Raw genomic sequence first — 25,115 nt, forward strand, 5'->3', positions numbered from 1 at the left:
CAGTCGGCATAACCGGCAATCGGAACCCAAAGTGTTATCCGCGCCCGCCGGTTGCTCTTACGCTTAGCCATTTTTCACCTCGGTATCCGTCGTAATCGCCTGCACCACCGGCCTACCAATGATCCGAATATTTGATTCCCCTTTGAATAACCTCCCCAGGCGGCCGACGGCCTGTTCCAATGCCTGCCGGTAAACCTGCTCGATCTTGCACTCTGGCCCCCACGAACCGAGATTTGTCAGCTCAAGGGTGAGAGTGACCTTTGCGCCGGTTTTTGTTCTGACGATTGGCTTAGCCATTGCTCTGTGCCTCAGTGTTGAAACCTCGCTCAGTGAAAAACGCAAGGCCATTTCGATATGCCTCAATCAGATCCGCCGCGTCACTTACAAACTCAGCAGACCATTTTTTCTGTACTTCCACGCCATCACGTAGCTTTTTTACGATTACGCGCTCGATGTATTCCCGGCGAGCCTCAAGCAGCTCCGGCGACGCCTCGGTCATGTAGAATTTGAGTTGCTCAATCACGCTCTACCTCCTGGCTGTGCCGGCGGTTCCAAGCCCTGATAGCCATATCTCGCTTACCTGTTCCGATGAACTGCGCTGATTGTGCGTCGCAGCCATGACAGCGAACGATGTAGGAACCCATGCCGCCATCGTCTTCCGGATACTGCTGGAATGCTTCAACGTCTTTCCCGCCGCAAAACGGGCAGGGCTTCAGTTCATTTGCTGGCATCACTGTCCTCCTTGCGGAAATCATCGGCAGAGTTAATACCGTTCAGCCAGACGCCTTCTCGTTCTTCAATAATCGAACGAACCAGGTGAGCGGCACTCACGATACTTTCCTTGATGATGGCCAGGTCGCGATTGCGGTCGGCGGTCTTCATCTTTTCACCTGCGATAGCGGCAGAGATATGCGCCGATACAAGGCCATCTAACAGCTTGCGGATTTCCAGGCTGTCAAAGTCGCCTGGGTATTGGACTTGTTGCTGCATCACTGGGCGCTCTTTCATTTGGCCTCCCGCAGCTCGTCGGCGTACTGCAAGACATCTCTGCCGATGGCTTTAATCAGTTCCTGCTTTTGTCCGGGCTTATACCGCAGCGATACTATTCCGACACGATTAGCGGCCGCTTCAACACCTTCGATTTTCGCCTGCAGGCGCACAGCGGCAAGGGCTGCGGAGGTGGCTGGGGTTTCAACAGCACACATGCTTTGAATATGTGGCGACAATCCGTAGCATTCGGAAATCAAAGAAAGCGCTGCGCCCTGCGCCGCATTCTCCACAGCCAGCGCATCGCACTTGATCAACGCAGCTGCTGCGTCGGAAAAGTACCCTTTGCATTTGGCTTCCGACATTAAAAGCTGGCGCTCCAGCGCATCGCGCTCAGCTTTAACCGTGGTCGCTTCATTCAATTTCCTGACCAGATATTCCGCTGTGCTCTCGTTAACTAAAATGTCTCGAGGCATGCACTTTCCGCGCAGGAATCCTTCCATTTCGTATACGTTCATGCGGCACCTACCTGTTGGCTATTCAGTTGATAGGCAATGGCCATCTGCTCGGCATCGTTCATAGCGTCATGCAGGGAGTTGTGCTTAACCATCGCGAAGCATGGCTGGTGGGTTTTAGGCAGGTAACCTTTGGTGCCTTTGGTCATGGCATCGATATAGGTCCGCACGTCGCGCTTACCGCCCCAGTGCCACGGACATTCGATCTCATACATTTTGTAGGCGTGCTCAAGGATAGAGCCGTCAAAGTCGGTACCACGGAAGAAGACGCGCGCACCTGGGTGTTGCTTAATCCAGTTAGAGAGCAGCCCGAGGCATTGACGCAGCGGTTCACGTTCGCCGATCAACGCGTCCTGCGCGTCTTCGCCTTGCTGACGCCACCACGTTTGTGTGCTGGCGCTGACGGTGCGGCCTTTCATCAATTGGTCGAATGTGTCAGCCAGGCTGTAAAATGCATTGGCTGAAAAGTCTGCCAGCTCGCTATCGCGCGCCACCTGGATGATGCTTTTCTGTGTCTGGTGAACATCGTCAATATCGAAAGCAAACGCGCCGATGGAAAGGAGCACTGCGGATGGAGCAGTGTCCAGCGTCTCAGTATCGATCGTGATTGTGTTGATCATCACAGCACTCCCCATTCAGTCAGCTCATTGAAGCGAGCAACGAACATTGCTCGAGCCTGCACCGGCATAACCGGGTTAATCACGATGTCAGCTGGGAAGATGCCTTCCAGCATTGGCCATGCCTGTCCATCATCGATATCAAGATCTCGGCGCTCGGTGGCCAGCATGACCAGGTCTGCATACTTCACAGCGATATCTATCTGCAGAGGCAGGCCGAAGCGCTGGCGGATCACTGCGTCGAGTTGGTCTTCGATGCGTTGGTAATCCGGCAACAGTCGTTTCAGCGGGGCGGGGATATCTTTGCAATAGGCTTCGGTGGCATCGTGCATCAGCGCCTCAAGGGCGAACTCTGGCGCCACGATTTGGCTGCACAGCACTGAGTGTTGCGCCACGCTGTAGAAGTTCGGCAGATGGCCGGCAAACCGACACTCATGGGACAGTGCCTGGGCAATATCCTCAATGCAGATGCTTTTGATCGCCGGCGCCGCAAAGTCCAAGTGGCGACCTGTAAAAGTGGTAATCCAGCTCATACGTTAATTCCCACACGCTGATTTTCGGCAAAGCGAATCCCTGCCAGAATTGGCAATTTTCCGCAGATAGAAAATCGAGTTTGAAGAAGGGAGGCCAGACGCCCGCATAGCGCTGGCTCCCGGTTAATTACTCACACATCAGGTGGCGCACTGGACCGGGGCTTTATACTGTGTAAGGGATAAGGTGAACCCGAAACAGTACGCCACCTGATATGTGAAAAAATAGCGGCCAGCCTATGAACATTATCTTCACTCCTCACGGGTTGAAGTTCGGCGTGGCCGCCAAAGACTCCACACAGCAATCGCATTTCCGCCGGATATCTGCGCTCGCTCTCGCTGCAGTGCGGCCGGCGCCGCGCATAAGGTGTGGTGGCTGGTAAACAACGCCCCCGAAGTTTCCAGCCTTGAACCACATTGGGCTGCTCACTCATGAGGTAGGATCCTTCACCGCTCCCAGAACTAAGGGAAAGGTCGAGTGAGCATTCCGATGTGCGCCGGTTACCCGGCGACTGCCACCACTACGAACAAAACAACCAACCAAAACGGGGTACAGACCACAACGCTATAGAGCACTGCCTTCCAACCTTGTGAGCTCATGATTGCCTCGGTGCGCCCCGTAGGGTGCGGGTTAGTAACCCATCCTGCGCTCATGGGCGCATTGGCGGAGGAATTCTGCTTCTGCGCGGGCTTCGATGCGCTGCATCACCAATTCGCGCTTTTCAGCGAATGTCATTGCCGCCACATCAGGTACTTTGACCTTGCCGCTGCCACGGCAATCAGGGCAGGGCACATCGTAAAGGCCGCTCATGTAGGATTCGCGGTCTTCATCACCCCATTGCTCCCATTCACTGGAAGTTATGCCGTTTGAAAATGCTGGGTTATCGACTTTGCCGTGGCCTTCGCAGCAGCCGCAGATCGCCCATCTGAACTTTGAGAATTGCATCGTGTAACCCTCTGCTGTGAACCTGGTAAGCGAATCATCCCGATCTTCGTGTGCCTCGGGCAGCTACTTCGTGGGCGTCCTGCCAGTTCGCTGTTGATAGATTAAATGTAGGATATCTGACATTTCATGTCAATGCATTTTGGTAGGTAATCTTACATTTTAATTTTAACGTGTGTCGTTTTGTTTGTGTGGGTATTATCAGGAAAGCATCTAGGAGGAGGTGACCATGTCAGATTCAGATCCGACGTACGACGAGGCGTGTAGGGTTGTAGGACAGTGCTGTTTGATGCTGGCTCAGAACGGCGAGGAAATAAGTAGGGGGCAGGTAGCTTATCAGCTAAAGCGGTTGCATTGGCAAATTATGGAATTGACTGGAGAATCGAACTTGCCGATCAAGCTGGCGATCGAGCAGTTGGAGGATGGACTGTAGGTAATAAAAATCAATATGGGAGATAGGTCAGTTTAGGATTTTACTTAATTAACGGCCCAACCTTGGTAATAATGAGGTAAGTAATGGTCACTGAAAGGACTATAACGATCACTCTCTTCCAATGAATTTTTGTTCCATCGCCCTCTATATGGCCCATAACCGAGATTGATATAGGTAACGGCTCAACGTCACTTCCGCAATGCTTGCATTTTGACGCCTGTCGCTTAATAGGCTCTGCGCAATATGGACAATCTCTTGATTCACCAGATGATAGTGGGCTGGTGGTTGAGTATTTTCTTTCCGATGGGATGATAAGTACATGAATTATTGCGACGATGAAAAGCAAGAACCCGTACACCCACCATCCAGCAAAGGATCTTCCTTTGCTCTGGGCAATAAACGCTGTAATCAACCCTAATAATGCAGCAACGACAAGAAATCCCATCAGTTATTCCAAGTTATTATTTATTAAGTATCAATGAATTGTAAAATATTATGTAGACTTATTTCCGTTCAATTCATTGCATCTGTAACTGCGTCATTATCGATATGACGAGATGCTTTCAGTATTCCAGCTACATACTCGACCTTCTGAACCTCCCCACACCCAACGGTGAATGGCCGATGATCTTGGTTGATGCTAGTGAATTGGTACTCACCTTCACGGGTGTAGTTAAGCACCTTGATCATGTTGTGACCATCGCTGGTGCGCACGAAAACCTCGTCACCTGGATGGATTGTAGTACCTGGCTCAATCAAAACGAACTCGCCAGACTGTATACGTGGCCACATGCTATCCCCACGAACTCGCAGTCCATAAGCATCGGGATCGTCACTATAAATTTTCAGCCAACCACCACGGTACTCGACCATGTCGATCATGCCATCAACTCCTAAAACGGCATCACCAACAACAGGGACTAATCCCGGCCGAATCTTGCCAATATATGTGATGTTTTCGTCTATATCACCGCCATCAAGCAGCCAATTTGGGTTGCAGCTTAAGGCAGTCGCAAGGGCCTGAAGGTTTTCACCCCCTGGCTTATAGTCTCCTGACTCCCAGCCAGTGACAGTGACGCGATTAACTCCGACTCGCTTAGCCAAGGAGTCCTGAGTGAGTTTTAGCTCTTTGCGTCTTGCGCGAATTCGATCATTCATTTCCATGTAGGCAATCCTACCACTTACCAATGTAGGATTCCTTGACTCGTTAATGTAAGATATCCTACTATCGTTATGTTCCATTTCTTTACCAAAGAGAGTGCTATGAAAAAAGATGATGTTATTTCCTACTTCGGCGGGGTAGGCAAGACAGCCAAGGTTTTAGGCCTATCGCATGCCTCTGTATCTGGTTGGGATGAAATTATCCCTAAAGGTCGAGCGTTTGAAATTCAGGTTTTGACCGCCGGCGAATTGATTGTTGATTTATCACTTTACAGAAAGTCTACCGCTCCGGCGGCTTAATCGTAACTACCAAAGGAAAAACAACATGGTAGAGCCAAATTTGAAAGATGTAGTGAAAGGCATGTGTAAGGCGGTTGCTGGTGGTCGTTCGGCAATGGCGGGCGCACTGGGTATGTCTGAGACGGCTTTTAACAACAACCTGTACGAGAAGAATGGCTGTCGCTTCTTCGAGATCAGTGAATTGGAAGCAATGGAAGATATTTCCGGTACCAACCTGTTGACTGAGTATTTTGCTCAGCGCAAAGGCCTGCTGGTGGTTGAAAACCCTGAGTTGGAAGAACTGGACCAGGTTGAGTTGTTCAGCAAGAGCATTCGCACAGCCGCCCACCGTGGCCATGTGGATCAGATCATTCAGGAGTCACTCGCTGATGGAGTAATTGATGAGAAAGAAGCTGCCGACATTATGCGCTATCACCGCAAGCATCTGCAGGCGCGTGATGCAGAAGTTAGGGCTGTGCTGGCGCTGTTTGGCAAAAAAGCCAAATGCCAGAAAGGTTGACGCCCCAGATATGCGGTCCGGGGCGTCGGGTGCATCAATTAAACGTGTGGAGTAATTAACGCATGAACAGTTTAAACCGAGTCAGGCCAGTAGTGCAATTCAAGTGCTCATTCAGTGGCCGTTCTCTTTCGTATGTCCAGATAGTACGGCGTCCGGGTCAGGCGGACAACTACCAAGAAGTTTCACCGGTGGTAGTCAACAAGGCCATGGCTAAATTCAACCGGAGTCGCGGCCTATGAACCCTATCGAATTCATTCGCAAGAACGTCGTGACGCAGTTAGTTGGCGAAGGCTTCCCCGAGGATATCGCCAGGGGGGGCGGAGGAGGCGGTCGATCTGTATCGCCGTATGTCTCAAGCCAGCAGGAAGGGGCGCATCTACGACGATTGCCTTACTCAAGCCCGGCAGTATTGCCGTTTCAACACACCAAAGCACCTGAAAGGGGGATCCAATGGAAAACGAGGTAATCGTGCCGTTTGAAATGGATTGTCGTGACAGTCACGGTGTAATTGTTCGAGTGATTGGTGTTGATCAGGTTAACCACCGGGTCATCTTCCGCCGTCCGAACTATCCGTATGACTGTGCATGTCCGCGCCGGGACTTCGGTACAAAATTCAAGAAGGTAACCACATGAGTTTGATTCTTCCTTCGCGCCCTCTGGTTGTTCAGCCAGAGTTAGCTGCGCGCATTGGTTTGAATCAAGCTATTGCGCTGCAGCAGGTGCATTACTGGCTTGCTGACACAACATCAGGCGTTGAATACGACGGTAAGCGATGGGTTTACAACACGATGGAAGAATGGGCCAAGCAGTTTCCATTCTGGTCACTATCCACAGTTAAGCGGACATTCTCCGATCTGGAACGACAGGGATGTATTTGCGTCGAGCAGCTCAGCGAGGATAAGCGGGATATGACTAATTTCTATTCAATTAACTATAAACACCCGGCTTTGAGTAGTGACGGTTTATTCGACAACTCCATTGGGTCAAATTGCACCATCCCATCGGGTCAAATTGAACCAATGCATAAGGCCAGAGTGAAACGTTGCAAAGTCTCAAAGAGAGTCACTCCCATTGGGTCAAATTGCACCAATGTTCATACAGAGAGTACTACAGAGAGTACATCAAATATAAACCCCTCTTGTCAGGTCGCTGCGCAACCAGACGTTTCCCCTGATGAAGTTTTTTTATCTCGGCATCCGGAAGCTGTCGTTTTCAGTGCCAAGAAAAAAATCTGGGGCAGTGCAGAAGACCTCAAGTGCGCCGAGTGGATCCGCTCACGCATCGTCAGGTTGTACGAACAGGCCGCCGAAACTGATGGCGAAGTGGCGAGGCCAAAAGAACCTAACTGGGCTGACTGGGCAAACGAGATCCGCCTAATGAGCACCCAGGATGGGCATACCCACAAACAAATCTGCGAGCTATTTGCGAAGGCTAATCGGGATCCGTTCTGGTGCAAGAACATTCTCAGCCCGTCAAAGCTGCGTGAAAAGTGGGATGACTTGACGTTGAAACTGAGCGCTAGCCCGGTGACCAACGGCGGTAATTGGAACACTGCTGAAGCATGGGAGAACACCCTATGAACAAATTCATGAGTGCTGTTCAAAATCGCGATAGTGGTGCTCTGGCGCGGATGATGCCAGCTGAGCCGCAGGCGCGAGTGGTGAACGAGAGCGCTGAAAAGCTGGTTGATGCTCTGTTCACCAACCTGATGCAAATTTTCCCGGCTGCTAAGCAGACTGCGTTGAGCACGCCTGCTGAAGTTGCTGCTGCAAAACGTCAGTGGATCCTAGCCTTTGCCGAAAACGGGATCACCTCAGTGGAGCAGGTAAAGGCCGGCATGCGCATGGCGCGTCAGCAGGAAAGCGACTTCTGGCCAAGCTGCGGCAAGTTCATTGGTTGGTGCAAGACTGGCGCAGCTGAGAGCGCAGGATTGCCATCCGTCGAAGAGGTTGAAGCGGAGTTCAAGCGCTACAGCGCCAACCGAGGCCAGCATGCCAGACCTGAGGATTTTAACTGGTCGGCACCTGTCATGTACTGGATCGTGATCGACGTTCGCCACCTGATGCATCAGCACAACTACACCGATGGTGAAATCCGCAAGTCAATTCAGTTGCACCTTGGCCGCTGGGCAAAGCGCTTGGCAAAAGGTGAGCGAATCCCTCAGCCAGCACCACAGATCACCCATCAGCAGCATATCCCAGCCCCATCAGAGTTGATGGACAAAGACGGTAAATATCAGCGCAAAGGCGAAGAGCTGCTGGCGCGGCTGCGTTCGAAAAGAGAGGGGGAGGCATCATGAAAAAATTAACGATCCCGGTGGACGTATTCGAAAGCGACCGTATCAACAGCGGTATTCGCCGCCTGGTGCGTGCAGGTGTCCTGAAAGATAAGCCTGAAAGTCAGGTATGCCGTGTGCGTAATGCTGCCGCCGGAGCCACGTGGCGAACGCTCCGTGACCTTGAGCTGCTGGTGGTGCAGATGTACGGCGTTTACGACACGCAGCCAGCTATCAGCGCCCGCCTGCGTGAATTCAGTAAACCATTCCACGGACTGGTTAAAGAGCGTCGGGTTGAGAAAAGCGAATCAGGAAAATACGTGTATTTCTACCGTCTGGTAGCCGTAGAGGAGCAGGCCGCATGAAATGTGTATCAGGCATTGAGGTTTTGCCTCTGCTGGCTGTGGCGCACCGGTTATGGCGCTGGTGGATGTTGCGTGATGCTCGCCGTACATGGCAGGAGCGCGGTGATTTCCGCAAATACGCAATTTCACAGGGATGGTTAACCGACTGGCAGCGCCAGCACTTTGGCTGGGATTACTACGGCGTTCGGTATTTGGTTCGCAAAGCAACGGGGGGCTTTAAATGAAATACCCACTGATTTACGCCGATCCGGCATGGACATACAACGACAAGTGCAAGGACGGCAACCGCGGTGCCGGTTTCAAGTACCCGACCATGACTGTAGCTGATATCTGTCGTTTACCGGTCTGGGATCTGGCCGCTGATTCATGTCTGCTGGCTATGTGGTGGGTGCCGACGATGCCAACGGAAGCCCTCAAGGTGATCGATGCCTGGGGATTTCGCTTGATGACCATGAAGGGGTTCACCTGGCACAAAACCAACCGAGTGAAGGGGAACAGCGCGATCGGTATGGGCCACATGACCCGAGCCAACAGCGAGGACTGCCTGTTTGCGGTAAAGGGTAAGTTGCCACCGCGCCTGGATGCATCGATTTGCCAACACATTACGGCACCGCGAATGGAGCACAGCGCAAAGCCTGAGGTATTCCGCGATAAGTTAGTCGATCTGCTTGGCGATGTACCGCGCATTGAATTGTTCGCCCGTAATCACACCGACGGCTGGCATACCTGGGGTAATCAGTGCGATCAGTCCGTGATTTTGGTACCGGGCAAGGCAGAGGTGGCCGCATGAATTTAACGTTGCCATTCCCGCCAAGCGTTAACACCTACTGGCGTTCGCCGAACAGCGGCCCGCTGAAGGGTAGACACCTGATCAGCGTCAAAGGGCGGGACTATCGCACTAACGCTCTGGCATGCGTTCTAGAACAGCTCAAGCGCCGCCCAAATCCGATCACTGAGAACGTGTTCACCACCATAGTATTTTACCCACCTGATCGCCGCCGCCGCGACATGGATAATTTCCTCAAGGCACCTCTGGATGCGCTGACGCACGCCGGGGTGTGGAAGGACGATAGCCAGGTGCGGCGGATGTTATTGGATTGGGCAGAGCCGGAAAAGGGAGGGCGGATAGAAATCCGCATTGAGGTGTTGAATGCTGGATAAACAAACAGATGTCGGTTATTTTGGAAGGGCAGTTAATCGCCTCCCCAATCACTATGCGGGTGACGGGGTGGGGAGGCTGGCTAAACCCCATGTGTGGAGTAAACGTATGACTAATTCAGTTGTAGGCGTTGGCGTAGCTGTGCCTGTTTCAATGTCCAGCCGGGAAGTGGCAGATCTCACCGGTAAACGGCATCCAGATGTAAAGCGTGATATTGAAACCATGCTGGATCAGCTTAGTGAAGATGCGAGCAGATTTGCTCACATCTATCTTGATACTATGAACCGCCAGCAAACCGAGTATTTACTGGACAGGGAGCATGTCGAATGTCTGCTCGCTGGTTACAGTGCCATTCTGCGCATGAAGGTGATCCGCCGCCTGCGCGAGCTTGAAGACCAACAACAACAACAAGTACCTCAATCATTCCCCGAGGCCCTGCGCCTTGCCGCTGAGCTGGCAGAAGAAAAACAAAAACTTGAATCTCAACTGGCTATCGCCGCCCCGAAGGCCGAATTTGTCGATCGGTACGTTGAAGCCAGCGGTTCACTGACGTTCCGCCAAGTCTGCAAATTGCTTAAGGCAAAAGAACCCGATTTCCGCCTGTTCCTGTTCGAACATCACATCATGTACCGCCTATCAGGATCTTTCACCCCATATCAGCAGCACATCGATGCTGGTCGCTTCGAGGTCAAAACTGGCACCAACCAATTCAACAATCACGCTTTCAGTCAGTCACGGTTCACCGCTAAGGGCGTTAAGTGGGTTGCAGGGTTATGGGCTGAACATTTGGTTAAGGGGAATGCAGCGTGAGAGGGATACTTAAGGCGATTGTTGTCCGGGAGCTGGGGCAGGTCATCTTAAAGCCAGGCAATGACTTGCTGACGATGTTCGGTGACCGGGTGATGGTGGCCACGGTACCGGCTGAGTTTCGTGAAATGCCGTCAGGTGCATTACCGGCCACTGAACAGCAGCTGGCCATTGACCCGCGCTTCCGTCCGTTCTTTCAGCATGAGCGTGTGCTCTCTGCTGCTGGTGGCATTAACAGCCTTGAGAGTTGGCTGGATCGTCGTCATGACTGTCAGCGCCAGTGTGCCGAGGACGATTATCACGACAAGAACATGGAGACCATGCGTTATGGCACCGGCGCTATTCGTCTGTGTTGGCATCATGCCCACCTGTACCGCGATAAGACCATGCCTGAGCTATCAGCCACAGCAGAGCAAAACATAGCTGAATTCGTGGTGTACCGAGCACGCAGTCACTTCATGTTCGAAGAGAGCCATCAACTGACGTTGCCGGAGCTGTGTTGGTGGGCCTGGGTGAATGAGGTCATCGATTTGATACCGAATGACGTCGCCGCCGCTTCTTTGCGTATTAAGCCACGCACAATGGCATCCGGTTCACGGAGAGAGTCAGAGCTGACCCAAACCCCGGCACCGAGTGAGATTATCGCGACGATTGCTAAGAAGGCTGCAAAGACGCTGGTTATCGATCCGGAACCGCCAAAGGCATTATTCAAGATACCGAAGCGTGAACGATGGGAAAGCAAAGCGTACCTGAAGTGGGTTAAGTCACAACCGTGCGTTATTAGCGGCATCCAGGCTGACGATGCGCATCATATCATCGGGCATGGACAGGGAGGGATGGGAACTAAGGCGCATGACCTTTTCACTATCCCATTATGCCGAGAGGAACACGATGCATTACACCGTGACCCGTCACGATGGGAAGCGGAACACGGCAGCCAGATCGAACTGTGGTTCAGGTTTATTGACCACTCGTTATCGATCGGTGCTATTTCATAAGTGTGGAGTATAGGCGAGCTGGCATGCGGGCCAGACGCCTGGAGATTAAAGCATGATCGTGACCCAGCAATATCTGCAATACATTCGAGAGAGCTTCATGATGGCAACAGCTGACCTAAGCGGGAAGACGAAAGGGCAGCTACAGGCATTCACTGAGTCAACACGGGTCAGCACAACGCGCTTGAAGCGCAAGCGGCGCACCATTGTAGAGCCAGACGGTACCCGGATCGTTATTCATAGCAATCCGGTACCGGGTACAGAAACGCGGCCTAGCTCGGGATCCATTGCCCTGATTGAGCCAGAAACATTTTCAGCTATATCATGGCGACGAGCGGTATACCCATTGAATAATCATCAGCGTTCCTGGCTCACATGGTGTTATTCCGGTGATTTGGCCTTTACCCATCAGACTGAGATCACTCAATGGGGATGGTCGGAGTTCAAAGAGAGCCTAGCCGGCCAAAAGGTAGCAGCAAAAACGATGGACCGGTTGAAAGCTTTAATCTGGTTAGCTGCGCAGGATGTGAGGTCAGAAATGAAAGGGCTCACACCGTACCAGAATCAAGACTTGGCTGAGCTGGTAGGGGTGTCTGCACCGAATTGGTCGAAGAATTACAACGGCTATTGGTCAGGCATGCGTAGTGTCTTCCTGAGGTTGGATCGAGATGGTTTAGTTTCACTGTCGAGATCACGATCACAACAAAAATCGATATTTTCGCAGCGATGTCTTGCAAAAGTTAATTAAATAGGCCATATTTGGCGTTAATTTGATATCGTGCCACAAATGTAATGACCGGCACCAAAATTAAAACCTCGCTTCGGCGGGGTTTTTCGTTGTTAGATGCTCTATAGTGCGTCAATCCATAGCCCTGCTTCACTACTGTAGATACGATCATATGAATGGGTGTGGTTCAGTGTGTTCAACCCAAAATGTCAAGAAATCTCCGAAAATAACCAATAATCTATGCAAAATTGGTTGCAAAAAATAAAGGTTAAGACGATATTTAGCTCATAACTAAAGCAATCTTGACCTCCAAACGGAGGTTTTTTCGTATCTGGCTTACAGCGAACACTACATATAGTACTTCAGGTTATTTTCAATACTATATGTGGTAAATGGAGAGGGGGCAGCTATGACAGCAGCAGAACTTTACGCAAAATTTGAGATCCAACCCGCAGACTACAACCCAAAAGAATCACCTTTTGAGTTCGCAAAAAGGGTGATTAGATCACACCCAATTCTTGTAGAACAAGCAGGTGTGAGCTATTCATCAGGCACTAGCAATAGTAGCAAAAATGATGATCAAGCAAATAATTATGTAATGTACAGCTACTAAAAAAAATAATATGCCAAATTGGAATGAAGTGCTGGGTGAGATGACTATTCTCAGCCAGCGCAGCCCTTTTGACGTTGTGAGAAAGAAATACATCTCACAGCTGTCAGAGCACACAGGGCGTAATGTGATCGCTTATTACTCTGGTTTTTTGCAGAAAAACACACAGTCAATTAGTCACTTAATCTCTATGACCGATGATGACAAAAACGGCTTTATGTCTGCTATCAACGGTATGGATACTGATAAGGGATTGGATCTTTTGATTCATACACCTGGAGGGGAGATCGCAGCACTGGAATCTCTCGGTCAGTATCTTAGGGCAAAATTTGGGACTAACATTCGGGCAATCGTACCGATGATTGCTATGTCGGCTGGAACAATGTTGGCTTGCTGTGCTCAAGAAATTGTCATGGGCAAGCAATCAAACATAGGGCCATTCGATCCCCAAATGGGCGGAATCCCAGCTCACGGCATTCTTGAAGAAGTTGAGAAGGCCAAGCAAGAGATACTAGCAAACCCTGGTACGGTGCAGTTTTGGCAGTTTAATTTGCAAAAGCTGCACCCAACCTTCATTGGTGACTGTGAAAAAGCCATACAGTGGGCATCTGAAATTGTAACTGCATGGTTAGTATCGGGCATGTTTGCAGGTGAAGCAGATGCGATGGATAAAGCTAGGTCTATATGTAACCAGTTGAATAACCATTCGACAACCTATGCGCATTCTCGACATATACATATGGACAAAGCACGAGATATTGGACTGAAAATATCCTCTTTAGAGGATGACCAGGATTTGCAAGATCTTGTTTTGACAATACATCACAGTTTCATGCATACATTCGGTAGCAGCAGTGCAGCCAAGATCATTGAAAACCATAATGGAAGTTCGATGGTCTGGAATGCTGCTAATATGTAAAAGCTAGATTTATCCCCAATAAAAACCTCGCTCCGGCGGGGTTTTCTTGTTTTCAGCCCCAGCCAACATCCGACACACACCTGGCACACCCCGTATCGCCGACTCGTTTACGGCTGGTGGCTGATCCTTTCGTTCTTATAGCACAGCCCGATAACCGGGAGGTGGAGTCATGAAAATGCACCCAGATAACCCAAACCTGCCGTACTGGTGGTCGGCACTGCTCGGCTTCTTTTCGTTGCTGTCGCTTCAGGATTACGTGTTCATCTTCGGTGCTCTGATATCCGCTTTTTTCACGATTAAGACCTACTACGCGAAGCGCAAAGAAGAGAGGGAGCGGCTGACCGAAGAGCGTCGGCGTACTCAAATTATGCAGGACTACCTTCACGGCGTTTCGGTCAAGCCAGAAGGCGAGCGACCCGCTGCTATTGAAGTGGTAGCGGAAGCAATGCGCAGAGCTGAGGGATGACATGGCAATAAGTAAATCTAAACTAAGTGCCGTGATGTTGGCGTTGATCGCCGCCGGCGCATCGGCCCCGGTGATGATGGCGCAATTTCAGAATGAGAAAGAAGGACAGCGGCAGACGGCCTATCAGGACGGTGTCGGCATCTGGACAATTTGCGGCGGCGTGACAATGGTCAACGGCCAGAAGGTCGTTAAGGGCCAGCGCCTGACCGCCGAGCAGTGCAAACAGATTGACGCAGCCGAACAGAAGAAAGCACTCGACTGGGTAGACCGCAACGTTAAGGTGACGCTGACCGAGCCGCAGAAGGTTGGGATCGCTTCATTCTGCCCGTGGAACATCGGTCCGGCAAAATGCTTCACCTCGACGTTCTACAAAAAACTGAATACCGGTGATCGCCCTGGCGCATGCCGAGAGATCCGCCGCTGGATATTCGACGGTGGACGGGATTGCCGGATCCGGTCTAATAACTGTTTCGGCCAGGTGGCAAGACGTGACCAAGAGGCTGAGCTCGCTTGCTGGGGGCTGGATAAATGAATCGGTTATCGGCGGCCATCGTTGGCGTTCTGCTGATCATCTTCATTGCACTGGCATGGCTGGCGTTTCACTTTCACGGGAACGCAGTAGAGGCTGGTGGAAAGGTTGAACAGCTTCAAAGCGATAATGGCCTGCAGGCGACCACCATTGCTACCCAGTCGTTTCAGTTCCAGCGAGCCAATGCAATCAGCACCGCAGCGAGCCAGTACGGCATCACCACCGACGTCGCCACCCAGGGGAAAGAAATTGAATACCGGACGATCCTCAAAAGTCAGCCGACGTGTGATCTTGCTGTTCCCGCTGCTATTGCTGGTGGGCTGCTCGACTACACGCACAGTCTACGTTCCCGCGCAATGTCAGCCGATACCATCGTCGATGACGCAACCGGTGCTGGCCCCACTGCCTCCGGCACGCTGACTTACTGCCAGGCAGTGTTGTGGATTGACCCACTGCTTGCGACTATCGATAAGGCGAACAACCAACTGCTGGCTATTCGTCAGCTTGATGAAGAAAGGAATAAACCATGAGCAGATATTTTTATGAACAGCGCCGCAAGCGCCAAGAGGAAGAGCGCCGCCGCCGCGAAGCACAGAACGCGGGTGGCACTGGCAGTGATCTACTAAATCCTCTGAATCCTGTAAGCCCACTGTGGGTTGGTGCTGATTACTCCAGTGGTAGTGATTCGAGTTGTTCCTACGACAGCAGTAGCAGTTCCAGTGATTCAGGTTCCTGCAGCTCTGACTAGCATTCCAGGTGGCCTTCGCGAGGACCACCGATAATGCACAATAACCAAAGGCATCACCCTGCACCTACCGCGCACCCAGCGCATCGGCAGGCTGGTGGCTTTTCTATTTGGAGATTAGGAATGAAACAGTTACCCCTGCGAGAAGTGATGCGCAACCTCGGCATAACCGTTACCAAAGACGGCTATGAGTTAAGCAGCCCGGCAGGCACCGCGCGTTATGACCTTCATGGTGTGCGCACCACGGTAAGCGGCATCCCTGAATACTTCCCGATCACGTTGTCGGTTAAAGGTGGTTATGTTCCAGTCGTCGGTGACCAGGATAATATTGATGTCACCCCCGGACTTAACCAGTCTAAGACAGCCGAGAGTATCGGCACCATGACCCTCGGCATTAACGTTGACACCTCAACTCTCACTGCGCTGGAAAGTCAACTGACGCGCATTGCTGAATTGGGTGAGCGCATACAGAAGGCTCAATACCTTGGCGAGCCTGCCGAGTATGTAGGCCAATCAGCCTATACGATCAGCGCAGGACAGGTATTCATCGGCGATGCGCTGATTAAATATGCTGCTATCAACCATCCTGACCTCATGAAAGAAGTTACCAAGCTGGCAAAGAAAACCGCTGAGACTGCAATCGAAAGGGAACTGCAGGCCGGCGGCAAGCTTCGGCAGGTTTAGTCCATGCCTGCCCGGATCCCGCGTGCATGTCGTAAGCATGGATGCCGTAATACCACAACCGACCGATCAGGCTATTGCACTGACCACCAGAACACAGGCTGGGAGAATCACCAGCAGGGCAAGAGCCGGCATGAGCGAGGCTATGGTAACGACTGGACAATCAGGCGGGCACGTATCCTGACGCGTGATAATCATCTGTGCCAAGAATGCCTGCGCAACGGTCGTGCTGTAGCGGCCACCACGGTTGACCACATCAAGGCTAAAGCACATGGGGGTACCGATGATGACTCGAACCTCGAAGGCCTGTGCTGGCCCTGTCACCGCCGCAAGACGGCAACGGAGAGAACGAGATGACACGAGACGATGAAACGGTATTGCTGTTCAAGGGGCTGATTGCCTCGATGCCTGAAGATCAACAGCAGAGTGTGAAGCAATGCATTGATGCTATTCGAAAGCTACTCAGTGACTACCCAGGCGGTGAGGCGATGGTTGCTATCGGGCTGGTCGGTGCAGAGTTGCAACAGCAGGCAGGCTGAATGACTGCAAATGAAAATGAATATCATTTAACTGTTATTTGATTGCAATTTGAATCATTCATCATCAAATGATATCGGTTCTCATCAGCAAGGGGAGGGGGGATCAAATCTCTACCCCTCTCGGCCTAAAGTACCGCCGCCTTACCTCTTTTCACACCGCCGCAGGTTAGCAAACCTTTTTTTTGGTGCCCCCATGCGGTCATTAATAGGAGTTTTCGATTATGCCTGGACCACCGAAAACCCCGACACACCTGACTTTAGTGAAGGGGAACCCATCCAAACGGGCGATCAACAAAAACGAACCAAAACCGCCGTCTGGGGTACCCCCAACGCCGAAGCATTTTGATAAGCAGGGCAAGTATTGGTTTAAACGGATTGGCGAGGAACTTGATGCCGTCGGCGTGATGACCACACTGGATGCCAAGGCCCTCGAATTGTTGATCGAGGCCTATGTTGAGTACCGGCACCACTGCGACACGCTCGATCGAGAGGGTTATACCTACGCGGTTTATAGCGAGGACGATCCTGACGAAGGAGAGGAGCGGGAAATCAGAATGATTAAGCCGCACCCAGCTGCCGTGATGAAGGCTGACGCCTGGAAGAGAATTCGCGCCATGCTGTCAGAGTTTGGCATGACCCCTTCAAGCCGCTCCAAGGTCGGTGCCAAAGGCCCGGCTGAGGTTGATCCACTGGAAGAATTCCTTAAAAAGCGCAAATGATGAATGGCAACCGTTGCAGATGGATTCCGCTACGCCGAGCGCGTGGTATCTGGCGAAATAGTTGCTGGCGAACTGGTGCGCCTGGCGTGCCGGCGGTTTCTTCATGATATAGAGCACGGCCCTGAGCGCGGTGTTTACTTCGATGAAGGCCGCGCTCAGCACATTCTCGATTTTTATAATTTCGTGCCGCATGTGAAGGGACACTTGACCGGCAAGCCGATCGACCTGATGGATTGGCATATTTTTATTCTGATAAACCTTTTCGGTTTTGTTATTCCGTTGATAGACGAAATGACGTCTGAGACCGTTCTGGACGATGATGGTGATCCGGTGTACGTGCGCCGGTACCGCACCGCCTATGACGAGGTGGCACGTAAGAATGCCAAATCAACCCTGTCCTCTGGCATTGGTCTCTATATGACTGGCGCTGACAGTGAGGGCGGTGCGGAAGTTTATTCCGCTGCGACAACGCGGGATCAGGCCCGAATCGTGTTTGATGATGCCAAGCGGATGATCAAGCTGGCTGCGAAGACGTTAGGGCGGCTTTTCGGCAGCAACAAGTTGAACATCCACCAGGAACGTTCTGGTTCTAAATTTGAGCCGGTGGCCAGCGATGCGAACAACCTGGACGGTCTGAACATTCATTGCGGGATCGTTGATGAGCTGCATGCCCATAAGACCCGTGATGTATGGGACGTGTTAGAAACGGCGACCGGCGCTCGCCTGCAGTCGCTGATTTTCGCTATCACTACAGCAGGCTTTAACAAAGAGGGCATTTGCTACGAGCAGCGGGATTACGCGATTAAGGTATTGCAGAATTTTGATAACCCAGACCCATTATCCATCAAGGATGACAGCTATTTCGCCCTGATTTACACCCTCGACAAGGACGACGATCCCTTTGATGAGGCCAACTGGCCAAAAGCGAACCCAGGCCTGGGCGTCTGCAAGCGATGGGACGACATGCGCCGCCTGGCTAAAAAGGCGAAGGAGCAGGTGTCCGCTCGCGTTAACTTCTTCACCAAACACCTCAATATCTGGGTGCAGGGTGAGCAGGCGTGGATGGATATGGCTCGCTGGGAAAAATGCCGTGATGCATGGGAAAGTTCGGATTCAGCGAGCTGGCCAATGTGGCTTGGTGTTGACCTGGCCAACAAAATCGATATTTCAGCCGCGGTTAAGGTCTGGCTTGCGCCAAACGGCGACATCTATACCAAATCACGGTTTTGGATACCGGAAGGCCGCCTGGAGGCCTGTTCCAGGCAGCAGGCCGAACTGTATAAAAAGTGGAATGAGGCGGGTTATCTGGAGTTTACCGACGGGGATGTTGTTGACCATGCGTTAATCAAAGAGGAAACCCTGGCTTGGGCTGGTGGTGACTCGATGAATGAACTGGCATATGACCCGTGGAGCGCAACACAATTCGGCTTGTCAGTGGCGGCTGAAGGTGCCCCGGTCGTAGAGGTGGCACAGACAGTGAAAAATCTCTCTGAGGCCATGAAGGAATCCGAAGCGAAAGTGTACGCCGGTCGCCTGCATCATGACGGCAACCCGGTTATGACATGGATGATGTCAAACATCACAGTCAAACCGGATAAAAATGAAAATATCTTCCCCAATAAATCCACGCCAGAAAACAAGATCGACGGTCCAGTTGCAATGTTTATTGCGATGAGCCGGCTACTTGTTAACGGAGGCGGTGAGGTTGATTTCCTGTCCACTATCGACCCAGATGAAGACCTGTTAATTCTATGAAAATACTAATTATCGATGTTATCGGGCTGGCTGGCCTCGGCCTGCTGGTGGGCGGTATTTACCTGCAGTTCGGCACGGCAACTGCTTTACAGTCTGCTGGCGCTGCCCTGCTGGTATTCGCCCTCATCGCCGCCAGAAGGGGGAGAACGTGATACTTGACGCGCTATTCCGTAATGAACCGCTGGAAAACCCGGCAAACCCGATCACCGCTGAAATGGCAGAGACGGACGGCATTTTCAACTCAGACGTTTATGTCAGCCCTGAAACTGCAATGAAACTTGCGGCAGTTTATTCCTGCATCTATGTGTTGGCCTCAAACGTTGCACAAATGCCGCTTCACGTTATGCGCAAGAACGGCAATGCCGTAACAGCTGCCCGTGATCACCCTGTTTTTTATCTGGTTCACGATGAACCTAACGATTGGCAGACCAGCTACAAGTGGCGTGAGCTCAAGCAGCGGCATGTTTTGGGGTGGGGCAACGGCTATACCCGCGTCCAGCGTTCCCGTCGTGGAGAGGTCACAAAGCTTGATGCCTGTATGCCGTGGGAAACGACGTTGTTGAATACTGGTGGGCGTCATACCTACGGTGTTTATAACGAAGAAGGCAGCTTTGCCATCAGCCCCGACGACATGATCCACATCCGGGCGCTGGGGAATAATCAGAAAATGGGCCTCAGCCCCATTATGCAGCATGCCGAAACCATTGGTATGGGCATGAGTGGGCAGAAATACACCAGTTCATTCTTCAGTGGTAACGCTCGGCCAGCGGGCATCGTGTCGGTTAAAGGTGATTTAAAACCAGAAGGGTGGGATCGGCTGAAGAAGCTCTGGCAAAAAGCGGCGCAAGCGCTGCGCAGCCAGGAGAACAAAACATTGCTGCTTCCAGCAGACCTCGATTACCAGGCGCTTACCGTGTCACCGGTCGATGCTCAGTTGATCGACATGATGAAGCTGAATCGCTCAATGATTGCCGGGATTTTTAACGTTCCTGCGCACATGATCAACGATTTGGAAAAGGCCACATTCAGTAATATCACCTCGCAGGCAATCCAGTTCGTCCGTTACACGATTATGCCTTGGGTAATGAACTGGGAACAGGAGCTTAACCGTCGGCTTTTCACCCGGGCGGAGCGGGCTGCGGGCTTCTATGTCCGGTTTAACCTGGCCGGTTTGATGCGAGGCACCCCACAGGAACGTGCTCAGTTCTATCACTATGCCATTACGGATGGCTGGATGAGTCGAAATGAGGCGCGAACCTTTGAGGACATGAATCCGGTTGATGGCCTGGATGAAATGCTTGTCAGCGTTAATGCGGCTAATCCAACAAAATTCAAACTCGACGATAAAACCAAAGAGGAAATAACCGATGAGTGACAGAGAAACGCGCTGTTACACCGGAGAGGTACGCGCCGAACCGCATGAGGATCAGCCGACGCGGATCGTCGGTTATGGCTCAGTGTTCAATACTCGCTCCGAACCGCTCTGGGGCTTTCGCGAAATCATCAAGCCAGGCGCCTTCGATGACGTGCTGAATGATGATATTCGAGGGCTGTTTAACCATGACCCCAATTTCATCTTGGGGCGCAGCACGGCAGGAACGCTCAAAGTTTCTGTCGATGAGCGCGGCTTGCAATACGACATTCAGGCTCCGGACACACAAACTATTCGTGATCTGGTGCTGGCACCCATGCAGCGCGGTGACATCAATCAGTCTTCTTTTGCGTTCCGCGTCGCCCGTGATGGCGATCACTGGTACGAAGATGAAGAAGGCGTGGTTATTCGCGAAATCCACAAATTTTCACGGTTGTACGACGTCAGCCCAGTGACCTACCCGGCCTATCAGGCTGCTGACTCTACTGTCCGTTCAATGAAAGCCTGGCAGGAGGCACGCGACAATGGCGCGATCGCCAACGCCGTAAACCAACGAATGGCGCGCGAGCGTCTGCTGACTTTAATTAATGCGTAAGGAATGACTATGTCTGCGAAAAAATTGCACGAACTTAAGCAAAAACGTAACACCATCGCCACCGACATGCGCGCTTTGCATGACAAAATCGGTGATACCGCCTGGACCGATGAACAGCGCACCGAGTGGAAAAACGCTCAGGGTGAACTGCAAAATATCGACGAAAAAATCGAGCGTGAAGAATCTCTACGCTCGCTGGATCAGTCATTTGTTGACGAAAAGGAAGAAGAGCAGCGTCAAGAGCTGAAGAAAAAAGGCCCTGAGGGACAGGATCAGGATAAGCGGGCGCAAGTGTTCGACCGCTGGATGCGCCACGGCCAAGGTGAACTTAGCGCCGAAGAGCGCCAGGCATTGCGTGAGCTGCGTGCTCAGGGCACCGCCCCTGATGAAAAGGGCGGTTATACCGTGCCGACTCAGTTCCTCAACAAAGTCGTTGAGTCCATGAAAGCCTATGGCGGTATCGCCGGTGTGGCGCAGATCCTCAACACCTCCAATGGGCAGGATATTGCCTGGGCAACGGCGGACGGCACTGCGGAGGAAGGTGAACTGCTGGGGGAAAACAAAGCGGCCTCCGAAGAGGATACTGAATTTGGCGGCGCGACTTTGGGTGCCAAAAAGCTGTCATCAAAAATTATCCGCGTGTCGAACGAGCTGCTTCAAGACAGCGGTATTGATATGGAAGCTTACTTGGCCAGCCGTATCGCCCAGCGCATTGGTCGTGGTGAAGCGCGCTATCTGGTACAAGGTTCGGGGGTTGGCAGTCCATTGCAGCCGAAAGGGCTGGAAGCCTCTGTTACCGGTACAGTCAGCGCAGCGGCGGCAGACAAGTTCACCTGGAAGGAAATGAACGCGCTGAAACACAGCATTGATCCTGCGTATCGCAACGGGCCAAAATTCCGCTGGGCTTTCAACGATGCAACGTTGAAGCTGGTGGAAGAGATGGAAGATGGTCAAGGACGTCCGCTGTGGTTGCCGTCCATCATCGGCGGCGCCCCGGCGACCGTTCTGCAGGTACCGTATGTTATCGATCAGGCCATTGCTGATGTGGGCGCAGGTAAGAAATTCATTTTCTGCGGTGACTTCGATCGCTTCATCCTCCGCCGTGTCACCTACATGGTGCTGAAGCGTCTGACCGAGCGCTATGCGGAATATGACCAGACTGGCTTCCTGGCATTCCACCGCTTCGACTGCATTCTGGAAGATACCGCCGCCATCAAAGCGCTGGTAGGCAAGCCAGCCGCCGGCGGTTAATTCAAACCGAGAAAATCGTTTACCGCTACGGCGGTTTTTTTATGCCCGCAATCCGGCAATTGGGTTGCGGGTATGGAGCAGGACATGAAGCCAACAATTGACGAATTACGTCTTCAGTGCCGGATCGACGGTGATGAAGAGGACAGCTTGCTGACAACATACGCAGGGGCTGCGAAGACGCGAGCGGAAAACTATATCAATCGCACGCTGCACGAAGAGGCAGTGCCAGAAAATGATAGTGACGGGCTCGTGATTACTGATGATATCAAGCTGGCCATCATGCTTGCCGTAGGCTTCTGGTACGAAAATAGGGAATCACAGGCTCTGCCATCCGGGTTTAAGTCTTTGCTTGAACCTTACCGCTTTATCAATTTGTAAGGGGCATCATGGAAGCTGGCAAACTTCGCAACCGCATCAGGCTTTTTCGTCCCGTCACTATCCGCAATGAGCAGACCGGCACCCCGGTGAATTCCTTCGAATTTGTGAAGGAGGTATGGGCGGGGGCTGAACCGATCTCTAACCGTAAAATTCGCACGGGTGAGCAGGGACAGGTGGTTGAGACCATGCTGTTTACCTTGCGGCCACGTCGTGATGTGCAAACTGACTGGCGTGTTGAGCTGAAGGGCCGCTTTTTTACCGTCCGTGCTGCTGATACGACCCAGCCAGACCGATTACTGATTACAGCGGAGGCTGATACCCGCCATGATCGAGTATGAAATCAAAGCGGCGTTGGAGGCATTAACCAGTCTGCCAACGTACCCGCTATTGTTGCCCGATCCAGAGCAGGAAGGGGTGACATACCAAAAAATCACCGACCCTAAATTTGATACCGGGCTGGCCAGCACCGCGCTGGTGCAAGGCCGCTTCCAGGTTTCGCTGTACGTCATCGATGATTACGCCCGCCTGCTTGAGCTGGATAAGGCCATCTGCGCAGATTGGGAAGGCATTCAGCACGGGCACATTGGCCGCTGGCCGGTTCAGACGGTGACACGTGGCACAATGTTGCAAGGTGCGACCACGCTGACCAATAACAGCATCCAGTACCGACTGGTGCGCGATTACATCATCTGTTACCCGGAGGACGCCGCATGATCGGAATTAATATCACCGGCATGGATGAATTGGCGCGTCAGTTGGAAGCGCTGGGGCGGGATGTCTCCACCAAAATTCTGAGGGATGCCGGCCGTGCCGCCTTGGCTCCAGTGTTAGAAGATATGCAGCAGCACGCAGGATATGACGAAACCGCCCCCGGACCGCATATGCGAGACAGTATTACTATCCGCTCGACCACCCGAGGCCGTGCGCAGGTCACACTGCGTGTAGGTCCCAGCAAGGCACACCAGATGAAGGCGCTGGCACAGGAGTTCGGCACGGTGAAACAGGTGGGTGATCCGTTCATCCGGCCTGCTCTGGATTACAACAAAACCCAAGTGTTACGCATCCTGGCGGCAGAAATCCGCTACGGCATCGAAAACCGGTAGCGACCGCTGCCACAATCATTAAGAGAGAGACATTATGGCTGATAAAACTTCGCCAGAATACGCCATGCTTCCGGCAGGCGCTGTTGTGAAATGGGGCGCTGTCGGAGCTGATATTGCTACGATGAAGGCGCTGGTAAACTGTAAGGCGGTCGGTGAGATGGGGCAGACCGGCAGTTTTGTTGATTGCACCACCCTGATCGACACCACAAAGCAGTTTATTTCTGACCTGCCTGAAGGGGCGGAGAAGTCGATCGGATTTATCGATGATCCATCCAATGAAGATTTTGCGGCATTTCTTACCGCAGCAGACAATCGCGAAACCGTTCAGTTTTATGTCGCGCTGCCGAACGGACGCACCTCAACCTCAACCCTTTCGTTGTCTGGCTGGAAAATGAATGAGATCACCGCACCCGCGAGTGAGGTCATTCAGATCACCGTGCAGGGCAAGCAGAACAACAATACATGGGGAGCTTTGCCCCCAAAGGTGTGATCAGCGTGACTACCCAGCCGAAAAACGCTGATTTGGCGGTCGGGGGCAATTTGTCCCTGACTGTTGCGGCTACCTCCAGTAACGGCCAGCCCGTTAAATACCAATGGCAGAAAAACGGCACCGACATCAGCGGCGCCACTGCTGCCACCTATACCAAAAACTCTGTTGTGGCGGCTGATGCCGGTACGTATCGCGTGGTGCTATCTGCTGAACGAGCTGACACCCTAAACAGCGATGCAGCAACCGTAACCGTTAAGTAAGGAACACCAATGACCGAGAAATACGATCTGAAGGCGCTCAAGGCAGCACTGCTGAAATCTGACGACCACGTGCTTGAAGTGCCGATGTTTGGTGCGAAAACCTTTATCCGCCGCCTGAAGGCATCCGAGCTGCAGGATAATGAAGACGGCATGAAAGACGCCATCGAGGCCGGTGATATGAATAAGGCCGCCCGCCTCAACGTTGAATTGCTGCTGTCCTGTTTTATGACACCAGATGGCAGGCGCGTTCCAGCGGGTGCATTACCCAGCGTTGATGAACTGTTGAAGGCCCACGATAACCCGACACTGGTTGAGGCGATCAGTACCGTCAAACGTCATGCCGTTGGCACGCTGGAAGACGCGGAAAAAAACTAACTGACTCGCCCTGGC

44 protein-coding genes are annotated in these 25,115 nt (G+C 52.2%); 34 read left to right on the forward strand and 10 right to left on the reverse strand.

Annotated elements, in window-relative coordinates; translation table 11 throughout:
• Positions 1-63 precede the first annotated feature (63 nt).
• From D7I37_RS13230 to D7I37_RS13265, 8 genes are all read right to left on the reverse strand, one after another.
• Positions 64-297, reverse strand: coding sequence for a hypothetical protein (locus D7I37_RS13230; RefSeq protein WP_129543821.1), 234 nt, complete (start codon positions 295-297; stop codon positions 64-66).
• Entirely contained in the window at positions 290-523 is a 234-nt protein-coding gene (locus D7I37_RS13235) for a hypothetical protein (protein ID WP_129543822.1), read from the reverse strand. The genes D7I37_RS13230 and D7I37_RS13235 overlap by 8 nt, the downstream gene beginning before the upstream one ends.
• On the reverse strand, positions 516-731 hold the full coding sequence (locus D7I37_RS13240) for a Lar family restriction alleviation protein (protein ID WP_165283097.1): 216 nt from the start codon (positions 729-731) through the stop codon (positions 516-518). The genes D7I37_RS13235 and D7I37_RS13240 overlap by 8 nt, the downstream gene beginning before the upstream one ends.
• The gene (locus D7I37_RS13245) at positions 718-1,008 is read right to left on the reverse strand and encodes a hypothetical protein (RefSeq protein WP_129543824.1); all 291 of its coding nucleotides are present in this window, start codon (positions 1,006-1,008) and stop codon (positions 718-720) included. Before D7I37_RS13245 ends, D7I37_RS13240 begins: the two co-directional genes overlap by 14 nt.
• Positions 1,005-1,505 (reverse strand): hypothetical protein, encoded by a 501-nt coding sequence (locus D7I37_RS13250; protein ID WP_129543825.1) that lies wholly within the window; start codon positions 1,503-1,505, stop codon positions 1,005-1,007. The genes D7I37_RS13245 and D7I37_RS13250 overlap by 4 nt, the downstream gene beginning before the upstream one ends.
• Positions 1,502-2,122: a 3'-5' exonuclease gene (locus tag D7I37_RS13255; RefSeq protein WP_129543826.1), complete on the reverse strand. Its 621-nt coding sequence runs from the start codon at positions 2,120-2,122 to the stop codon at positions 1,502-1,504. Before D7I37_RS13255 ends, D7I37_RS13250 begins: the two co-directional genes overlap by 4 nt.
• Entirely contained in the window at positions 2,122-2,652 is a 531-nt protein-coding gene (locus tag D7I37_RS13260) for an HD family hydrolase (protein WP_129543827.1), read from the reverse strand. The genes D7I37_RS13255 and D7I37_RS13260 overlap by 1 nt, the downstream gene beginning before the upstream one ends.
• A gap of 628 nt (positions 2,653-3,280) precedes the next feature.
• Positions 3,281-3,595: a hypothetical protein gene (locus tag D7I37_RS13265; protein WP_129543828.1), complete on the reverse strand. Its 315-nt coding sequence runs from the start codon at positions 3,593-3,595 to the stop codon at positions 3,281-3,283.
• Positions 3,596-3,821: 226 nt separating this feature from the next.
• Here D7I37_RS13265 and D7I37_RS13270 point away from each other — a divergent pair, with 226 nt between their 5' ends.
• Entirely contained in the window at positions 3,822-4,025 is a 204-nt protein-coding gene (locus D7I37_RS13270; protein WP_129543829.1) for a DUF2767 family protein, read from the forward strand.
• A 40-nt stretch (positions 4,026-4,065) separates the two neighbouring features.
• Here the strand turns inward: D7I37_RS13270 and D7I37_RS13275 are convergent, their stop codons facing one another.
• Positions 4,066-4,470, reverse strand: a complete 405-nt coding sequence (locus D7I37_RS13275; RefSeq protein WP_207205560.1) for a zinc ribbon domain-containing protein — start codon at positions 4,468-4,470, stop codon at positions 4,066-4,068.
• A 68-nt stretch (positions 4,471-4,538) separates the two neighbouring features.
• Positions 4,539-5,189 carry a helix-turn-helix domain-containing protein gene (locus D7I37_RS13280; RefSeq protein ID WP_129543830.1) on the reverse strand — a complete coding sequence of 217 codons (651 nt, stop codon included), beginning with the start codon at positions 5,187-5,189 and terminating at the stop codon, positions 4,539-4,541.
• 99 nt (positions 5,190-5,288) lie between these two features.
• Between D7I37_RS13280 and D7I37_RS13285 the strand changes: the two genes are divergently transcribed.
• The 33 genes from D7I37_RS13285 to D7I37_RS13450 all read left to right on the forward strand — a co-directional run bounded on the left by D7I37_RS13285 (position 5,289) and on the right by D7I37_RS13450 (position 25,100).
• Positions 5,289-5,486 carry a Cro/CI family transcriptional regulator gene (locus D7I37_RS13285; protein WP_129543831.1) on the forward strand — a complete coding sequence of 66 codons (198 nt, stop codon included), beginning with the start codon at positions 5,289-5,291 and terminating at the stop codon, positions 5,484-5,486.
• 25 nt (positions 5,487-5,511) lie between these two features.
• Positions 5,512-5,985: a YmfL family putative regulatory protein gene (locus tag D7I37_RS13290; protein ID WP_129543832.1), complete on the forward strand. Its 474-nt coding sequence runs from the start codon at positions 5,512-5,514 to the stop codon at positions 5,983-5,985.
• A 450-nt stretch (positions 5,986-6,435) separates the two neighbouring features.
• The gene (locus tag D7I37_RS13300; RefSeq protein ID WP_129543834.1) at positions 6,436-6,618 is read left to right on the forward strand and encodes a DUF4222 domain-containing protein; all 183 of its coding nucleotides are present in this window, start codon (positions 6,436-6,438) and stop codon (positions 6,616-6,618) included.
• Positions 6,615-7,565 carry a hypothetical protein gene (locus tag D7I37_RS27305; RefSeq protein WP_129543835.1) on the forward strand — a complete coding sequence of 317 codons (951 nt, stop codon included), beginning with the start codon at positions 6,615-6,617 and terminating at the stop codon, positions 7,563-7,565. Before D7I37_RS13300 ends, D7I37_RS27305 begins: the two co-directional genes overlap by 4 nt.
• Complete coding sequence (locus D7I37_RS13310; protein WP_129543836.1) at positions 7,562-8,284, forward strand: replication protein P; 723 nt, start codon at positions 7,562-7,564, stop codon at positions 8,282-8,284. The genes D7I37_RS27305 and D7I37_RS13310 overlap by 4 nt, the downstream gene beginning before the upstream one ends.
• A complete protein-coding gene (locus D7I37_RS13315; RefSeq protein ID WP_129543837.1) occupies positions 8,281-8,625 on the forward strand; it encodes a hypothetical protein in 345 nt (114 codons plus the stop codon). The genes D7I37_RS13310 and D7I37_RS13315 overlap by 4 nt, the downstream gene beginning before the upstream one ends.
• Positions 8,622-8,849, forward strand: a complete 228-nt coding sequence (locus tag D7I37_RS13320) for a hypothetical protein (RefSeq protein ID WP_129543838.1) — start codon at positions 8,622-8,624, stop codon at positions 8,847-8,849. The genes D7I37_RS13315 and D7I37_RS13320 overlap by 4 nt, the downstream gene beginning before the upstream one ends.
• On the forward strand, positions 8,846-9,415 hold the full coding sequence (locus D7I37_RS13325; protein WP_129543839.1) for an MT-A70 family methyltransferase: 570 nt from the start codon (positions 8,846-8,848) through the stop codon (positions 9,413-9,415). Before D7I37_RS13320 ends, D7I37_RS13325 begins: the two co-directional genes overlap by 4 nt.
• Positions 9,412-9,786, forward strand: a complete 375-nt coding sequence (locus D7I37_RS13330) for a RusA family crossover junction endodeoxyribonuclease (protein WP_129543840.1) — start codon at positions 9,412-9,414, stop codon at positions 9,784-9,786. Before D7I37_RS13325 ends, D7I37_RS13330 begins: the two co-directional genes overlap by 4 nt.
• A gap of 106 nt (positions 9,787-9,892) precedes the next feature.
• Entirely contained in the window at positions 9,893-10,594 is a 702-nt protein-coding gene (locus D7I37_RS13335; protein WP_129544768.1) for a phage antirepressor KilAC domain-containing protein, read from the forward strand.
• Positions 10,591-11,589: a DUF968 domain-containing protein gene (locus D7I37_RS13340; RefSeq protein ID WP_129543841.1), complete on the forward strand. Its 999-nt coding sequence runs from the start codon at positions 10,591-10,593 to the stop codon at positions 11,587-11,589. Before D7I37_RS13335 ends, D7I37_RS13340 begins: the two co-directional genes overlap by 4 nt.
• 52 nt (positions 11,590-11,641) lie before the next feature.
• Positions 11,642-12,334 (forward strand): bacteriophage antitermination protein Q, encoded by a 693-nt coding sequence (locus D7I37_RS13345; protein ID WP_242502910.1) that lies wholly within the window; start codon positions 11,642-11,644, stop codon positions 12,332-12,334.
• 388 nt (positions 12,335-12,722) lie between these two features.
• On the forward strand, positions 12,723-12,926 hold the full coding sequence (locus D7I37_RS13350) for a hypothetical protein (protein WP_129543842.1): 204 nt from the start codon (positions 12,723-12,725) through the stop codon (positions 12,924-12,926).
• A gap of 10 nt (positions 12,927-12,936) precedes the next feature.
• Complete coding sequence (locus D7I37_RS13355; protein ID WP_129543843.1) at positions 12,937-13,842, forward strand: S49 family peptidase; 906 nt, start codon at positions 12,937-12,939, stop codon at positions 13,840-13,842.
• A gap of 169 nt (positions 13,843-14,011) precedes the next feature.
• Entirely contained in the window at positions 14,012-14,308 is a 297-nt protein-coding gene (locus tag D7I37_RS13360; protein WP_129543844.1) for a hypothetical protein, read from the forward strand.
• A 1-nt stretch (position 14,309) separates the two neighbouring features.
• Positions 14,310-14,840 (forward strand): lysozyme, encoded by a 531-nt coding sequence (locus D7I37_RS13365; protein ID WP_129543845.1) that lies wholly within the window; start codon positions 14,310-14,312, stop codon positions 14,838-14,840.
• Positions 14,837-15,367: a hypothetical protein gene (locus D7I37_RS13370; protein WP_129543846.1), complete on the forward strand. Its 531-nt coding sequence runs from the start codon at positions 14,837-14,839 to the stop codon at positions 15,365-15,367. The genes D7I37_RS13365 and D7I37_RS13370 overlap by 4 nt, the downstream gene beginning before the upstream one ends.
• A 338-nt stretch (positions 15,368-15,705) precedes the next feature.
• Positions 15,706-16,266 carry a hypothetical protein gene (locus tag D7I37_RS13380; protein ID WP_129543848.1) on the forward strand — a complete coding sequence of 187 codons (561 nt, stop codon included), beginning with the start codon at positions 15,706-15,708 and terminating at the stop codon, positions 16,264-16,266.
• Between the two features lie 3 nt (positions 16,267-16,269).
• Entirely contained in the window at positions 16,270-16,620 is a 351-nt protein-coding gene (locus tag D7I37_RS13385) for an HNH endonuclease (RefSeq protein ID WP_129543849.1), read from the forward strand.
• On the forward strand, positions 16,617-16,802 hold the full coding sequence (locus D7I37_RS13390; RefSeq protein ID WP_129543850.1) for a hypothetical protein: 186 nt from the start codon (positions 16,617-16,619) through the stop codon (positions 16,800-16,802). The genes D7I37_RS13385 and D7I37_RS13390 overlap by 4 nt, the downstream gene beginning before the upstream one ends.
• A gap of 221 nt (positions 16,803-17,023) precedes the next feature.
• On the forward strand, positions 17,024-17,521 hold the full coding sequence (locus D7I37_RS13395; protein ID WP_129543851.1) for a phage terminase small subunit P27 family: 498 nt from the start codon (positions 17,024-17,026) through the stop codon (positions 17,519-17,521).
• A gap of 3 nt (positions 17,522-17,524) precedes the next feature.
• Positions 17,525-19,276, forward strand: coding sequence for a terminase large subunit (locus tag D7I37_RS13400; RefSeq protein WP_129543852.1), 1,752 nt, complete (start codon positions 17,525-17,527; stop codon positions 19,274-19,276).
• On the forward strand, positions 19,273-19,428 hold the full coding sequence (locus D7I37_RS27040; RefSeq protein ID WP_165283098.1) for a hypothetical protein: 156 nt from the start codon (positions 19,273-19,275) through the stop codon (positions 19,426-19,428). The genes D7I37_RS13400 and D7I37_RS27040 overlap by 4 nt, the downstream gene beginning before the upstream one ends.
• Positions 19,425-20,651: a phage portal protein gene (locus tag D7I37_RS13405; protein WP_129543853.1), complete on the forward strand. Its 1,227-nt coding sequence runs from the start codon at positions 19,425-19,427 to the stop codon at positions 20,649-20,651. The genes D7I37_RS27040 and D7I37_RS13405 overlap by 4 nt, the downstream gene beginning before the upstream one ends.
• Entirely contained in the window at positions 20,644-21,243 is a 600-nt protein-coding gene (locus D7I37_RS13410; RefSeq protein ID WP_129543854.1) for an HK97 family phage prohead protease, read from the forward strand. The genes D7I37_RS13405 and D7I37_RS13410 overlap by 8 nt, the downstream gene beginning before the upstream one ends.
• Before the next feature lie 9 nt (positions 21,244-21,252).
• Positions 21,253-22,494 (forward strand): phage major capsid protein, encoded by a 1,242-nt coding sequence (locus tag D7I37_RS13415; protein ID WP_129543855.1) that lies wholly within the window; start codon positions 21,253-21,255, stop codon positions 22,492-22,494.
• Between the two features lie 84 nt (positions 22,495-22,578).
• Entirely contained in the window at positions 22,579-22,872 is a 294-nt protein-coding gene (locus tag D7I37_RS13420) for a head-tail connector protein (RefSeq protein ID WP_129543856.1), read from the forward strand.
• Positions 22,873-22,880: 8 nt separating this feature from the next.
• The gene (locus tag D7I37_RS13425) at positions 22,881-23,210 is read left to right on the forward strand and encodes a phage head closure protein (protein WP_129543857.1); all 330 of its coding nucleotides are present in this window, start codon (positions 22,881-22,883) and stop codon (positions 23,208-23,210) included.
• On the forward strand, positions 23,197-23,586 hold the full coding sequence (locus tag D7I37_RS13430) for a hypothetical protein (RefSeq protein ID WP_129543858.1): 390 nt from the start codon (positions 23,197-23,199) through the stop codon (positions 23,584-23,586). The genes D7I37_RS13425 and D7I37_RS13430 overlap by 14 nt, the downstream gene beginning before the upstream one ends.
• Positions 23,583-23,975, forward strand: a complete 393-nt coding sequence (locus D7I37_RS13435; protein ID WP_129543859.1) for an HK97-gp10 family putative phage morphogenesis protein — start codon at positions 23,583-23,585, stop codon at positions 23,973-23,975. The genes D7I37_RS13430 and D7I37_RS13435 overlap by 4 nt, the downstream gene beginning before the upstream one ends.
• A gap of 34 nt (positions 23,976-24,009) precedes the next feature.
• Positions 24,010-24,465, forward strand: a complete 456-nt coding sequence (locus D7I37_RS13440) for a phage tail protein (protein WP_129543860.1) — start codon at positions 24,010-24,012, stop codon at positions 24,463-24,465.
• A 5-nt stretch (positions 24,466-24,470) separates the two neighbouring features.
• The gene (locus D7I37_RS13445) at positions 24,471-24,725 is read left to right on the forward strand and encodes an immunoglobulin domain-containing protein (protein ID WP_242502688.1); all 255 of its coding nucleotides are present in this window, start codon (positions 24,471-24,473) and stop codon (positions 24,723-24,725) included.
• A 9-nt stretch (positions 24,726-24,734) separates the two neighbouring features.
• Complete coding sequence (locus tag D7I37_RS13450) at positions 24,735-25,100, forward strand: phage tail protein (RefSeq protein ID WP_129543861.1); 366 nt, start codon at positions 24,735-24,737, stop codon at positions 25,098-25,100.
• Positions 25,101-25,115: the final 15 nt, after the last annotated feature.

This window comes from Serratia sp. 1D1416, from assembly GCF_003641105.1.
GTDB classification, from domain to species: Bacteria; Pseudomonadota; Gammaproteobacteria; order Enterobacterales; family Enterobacteriaceae; genus Serratia; species Serratia ficaria.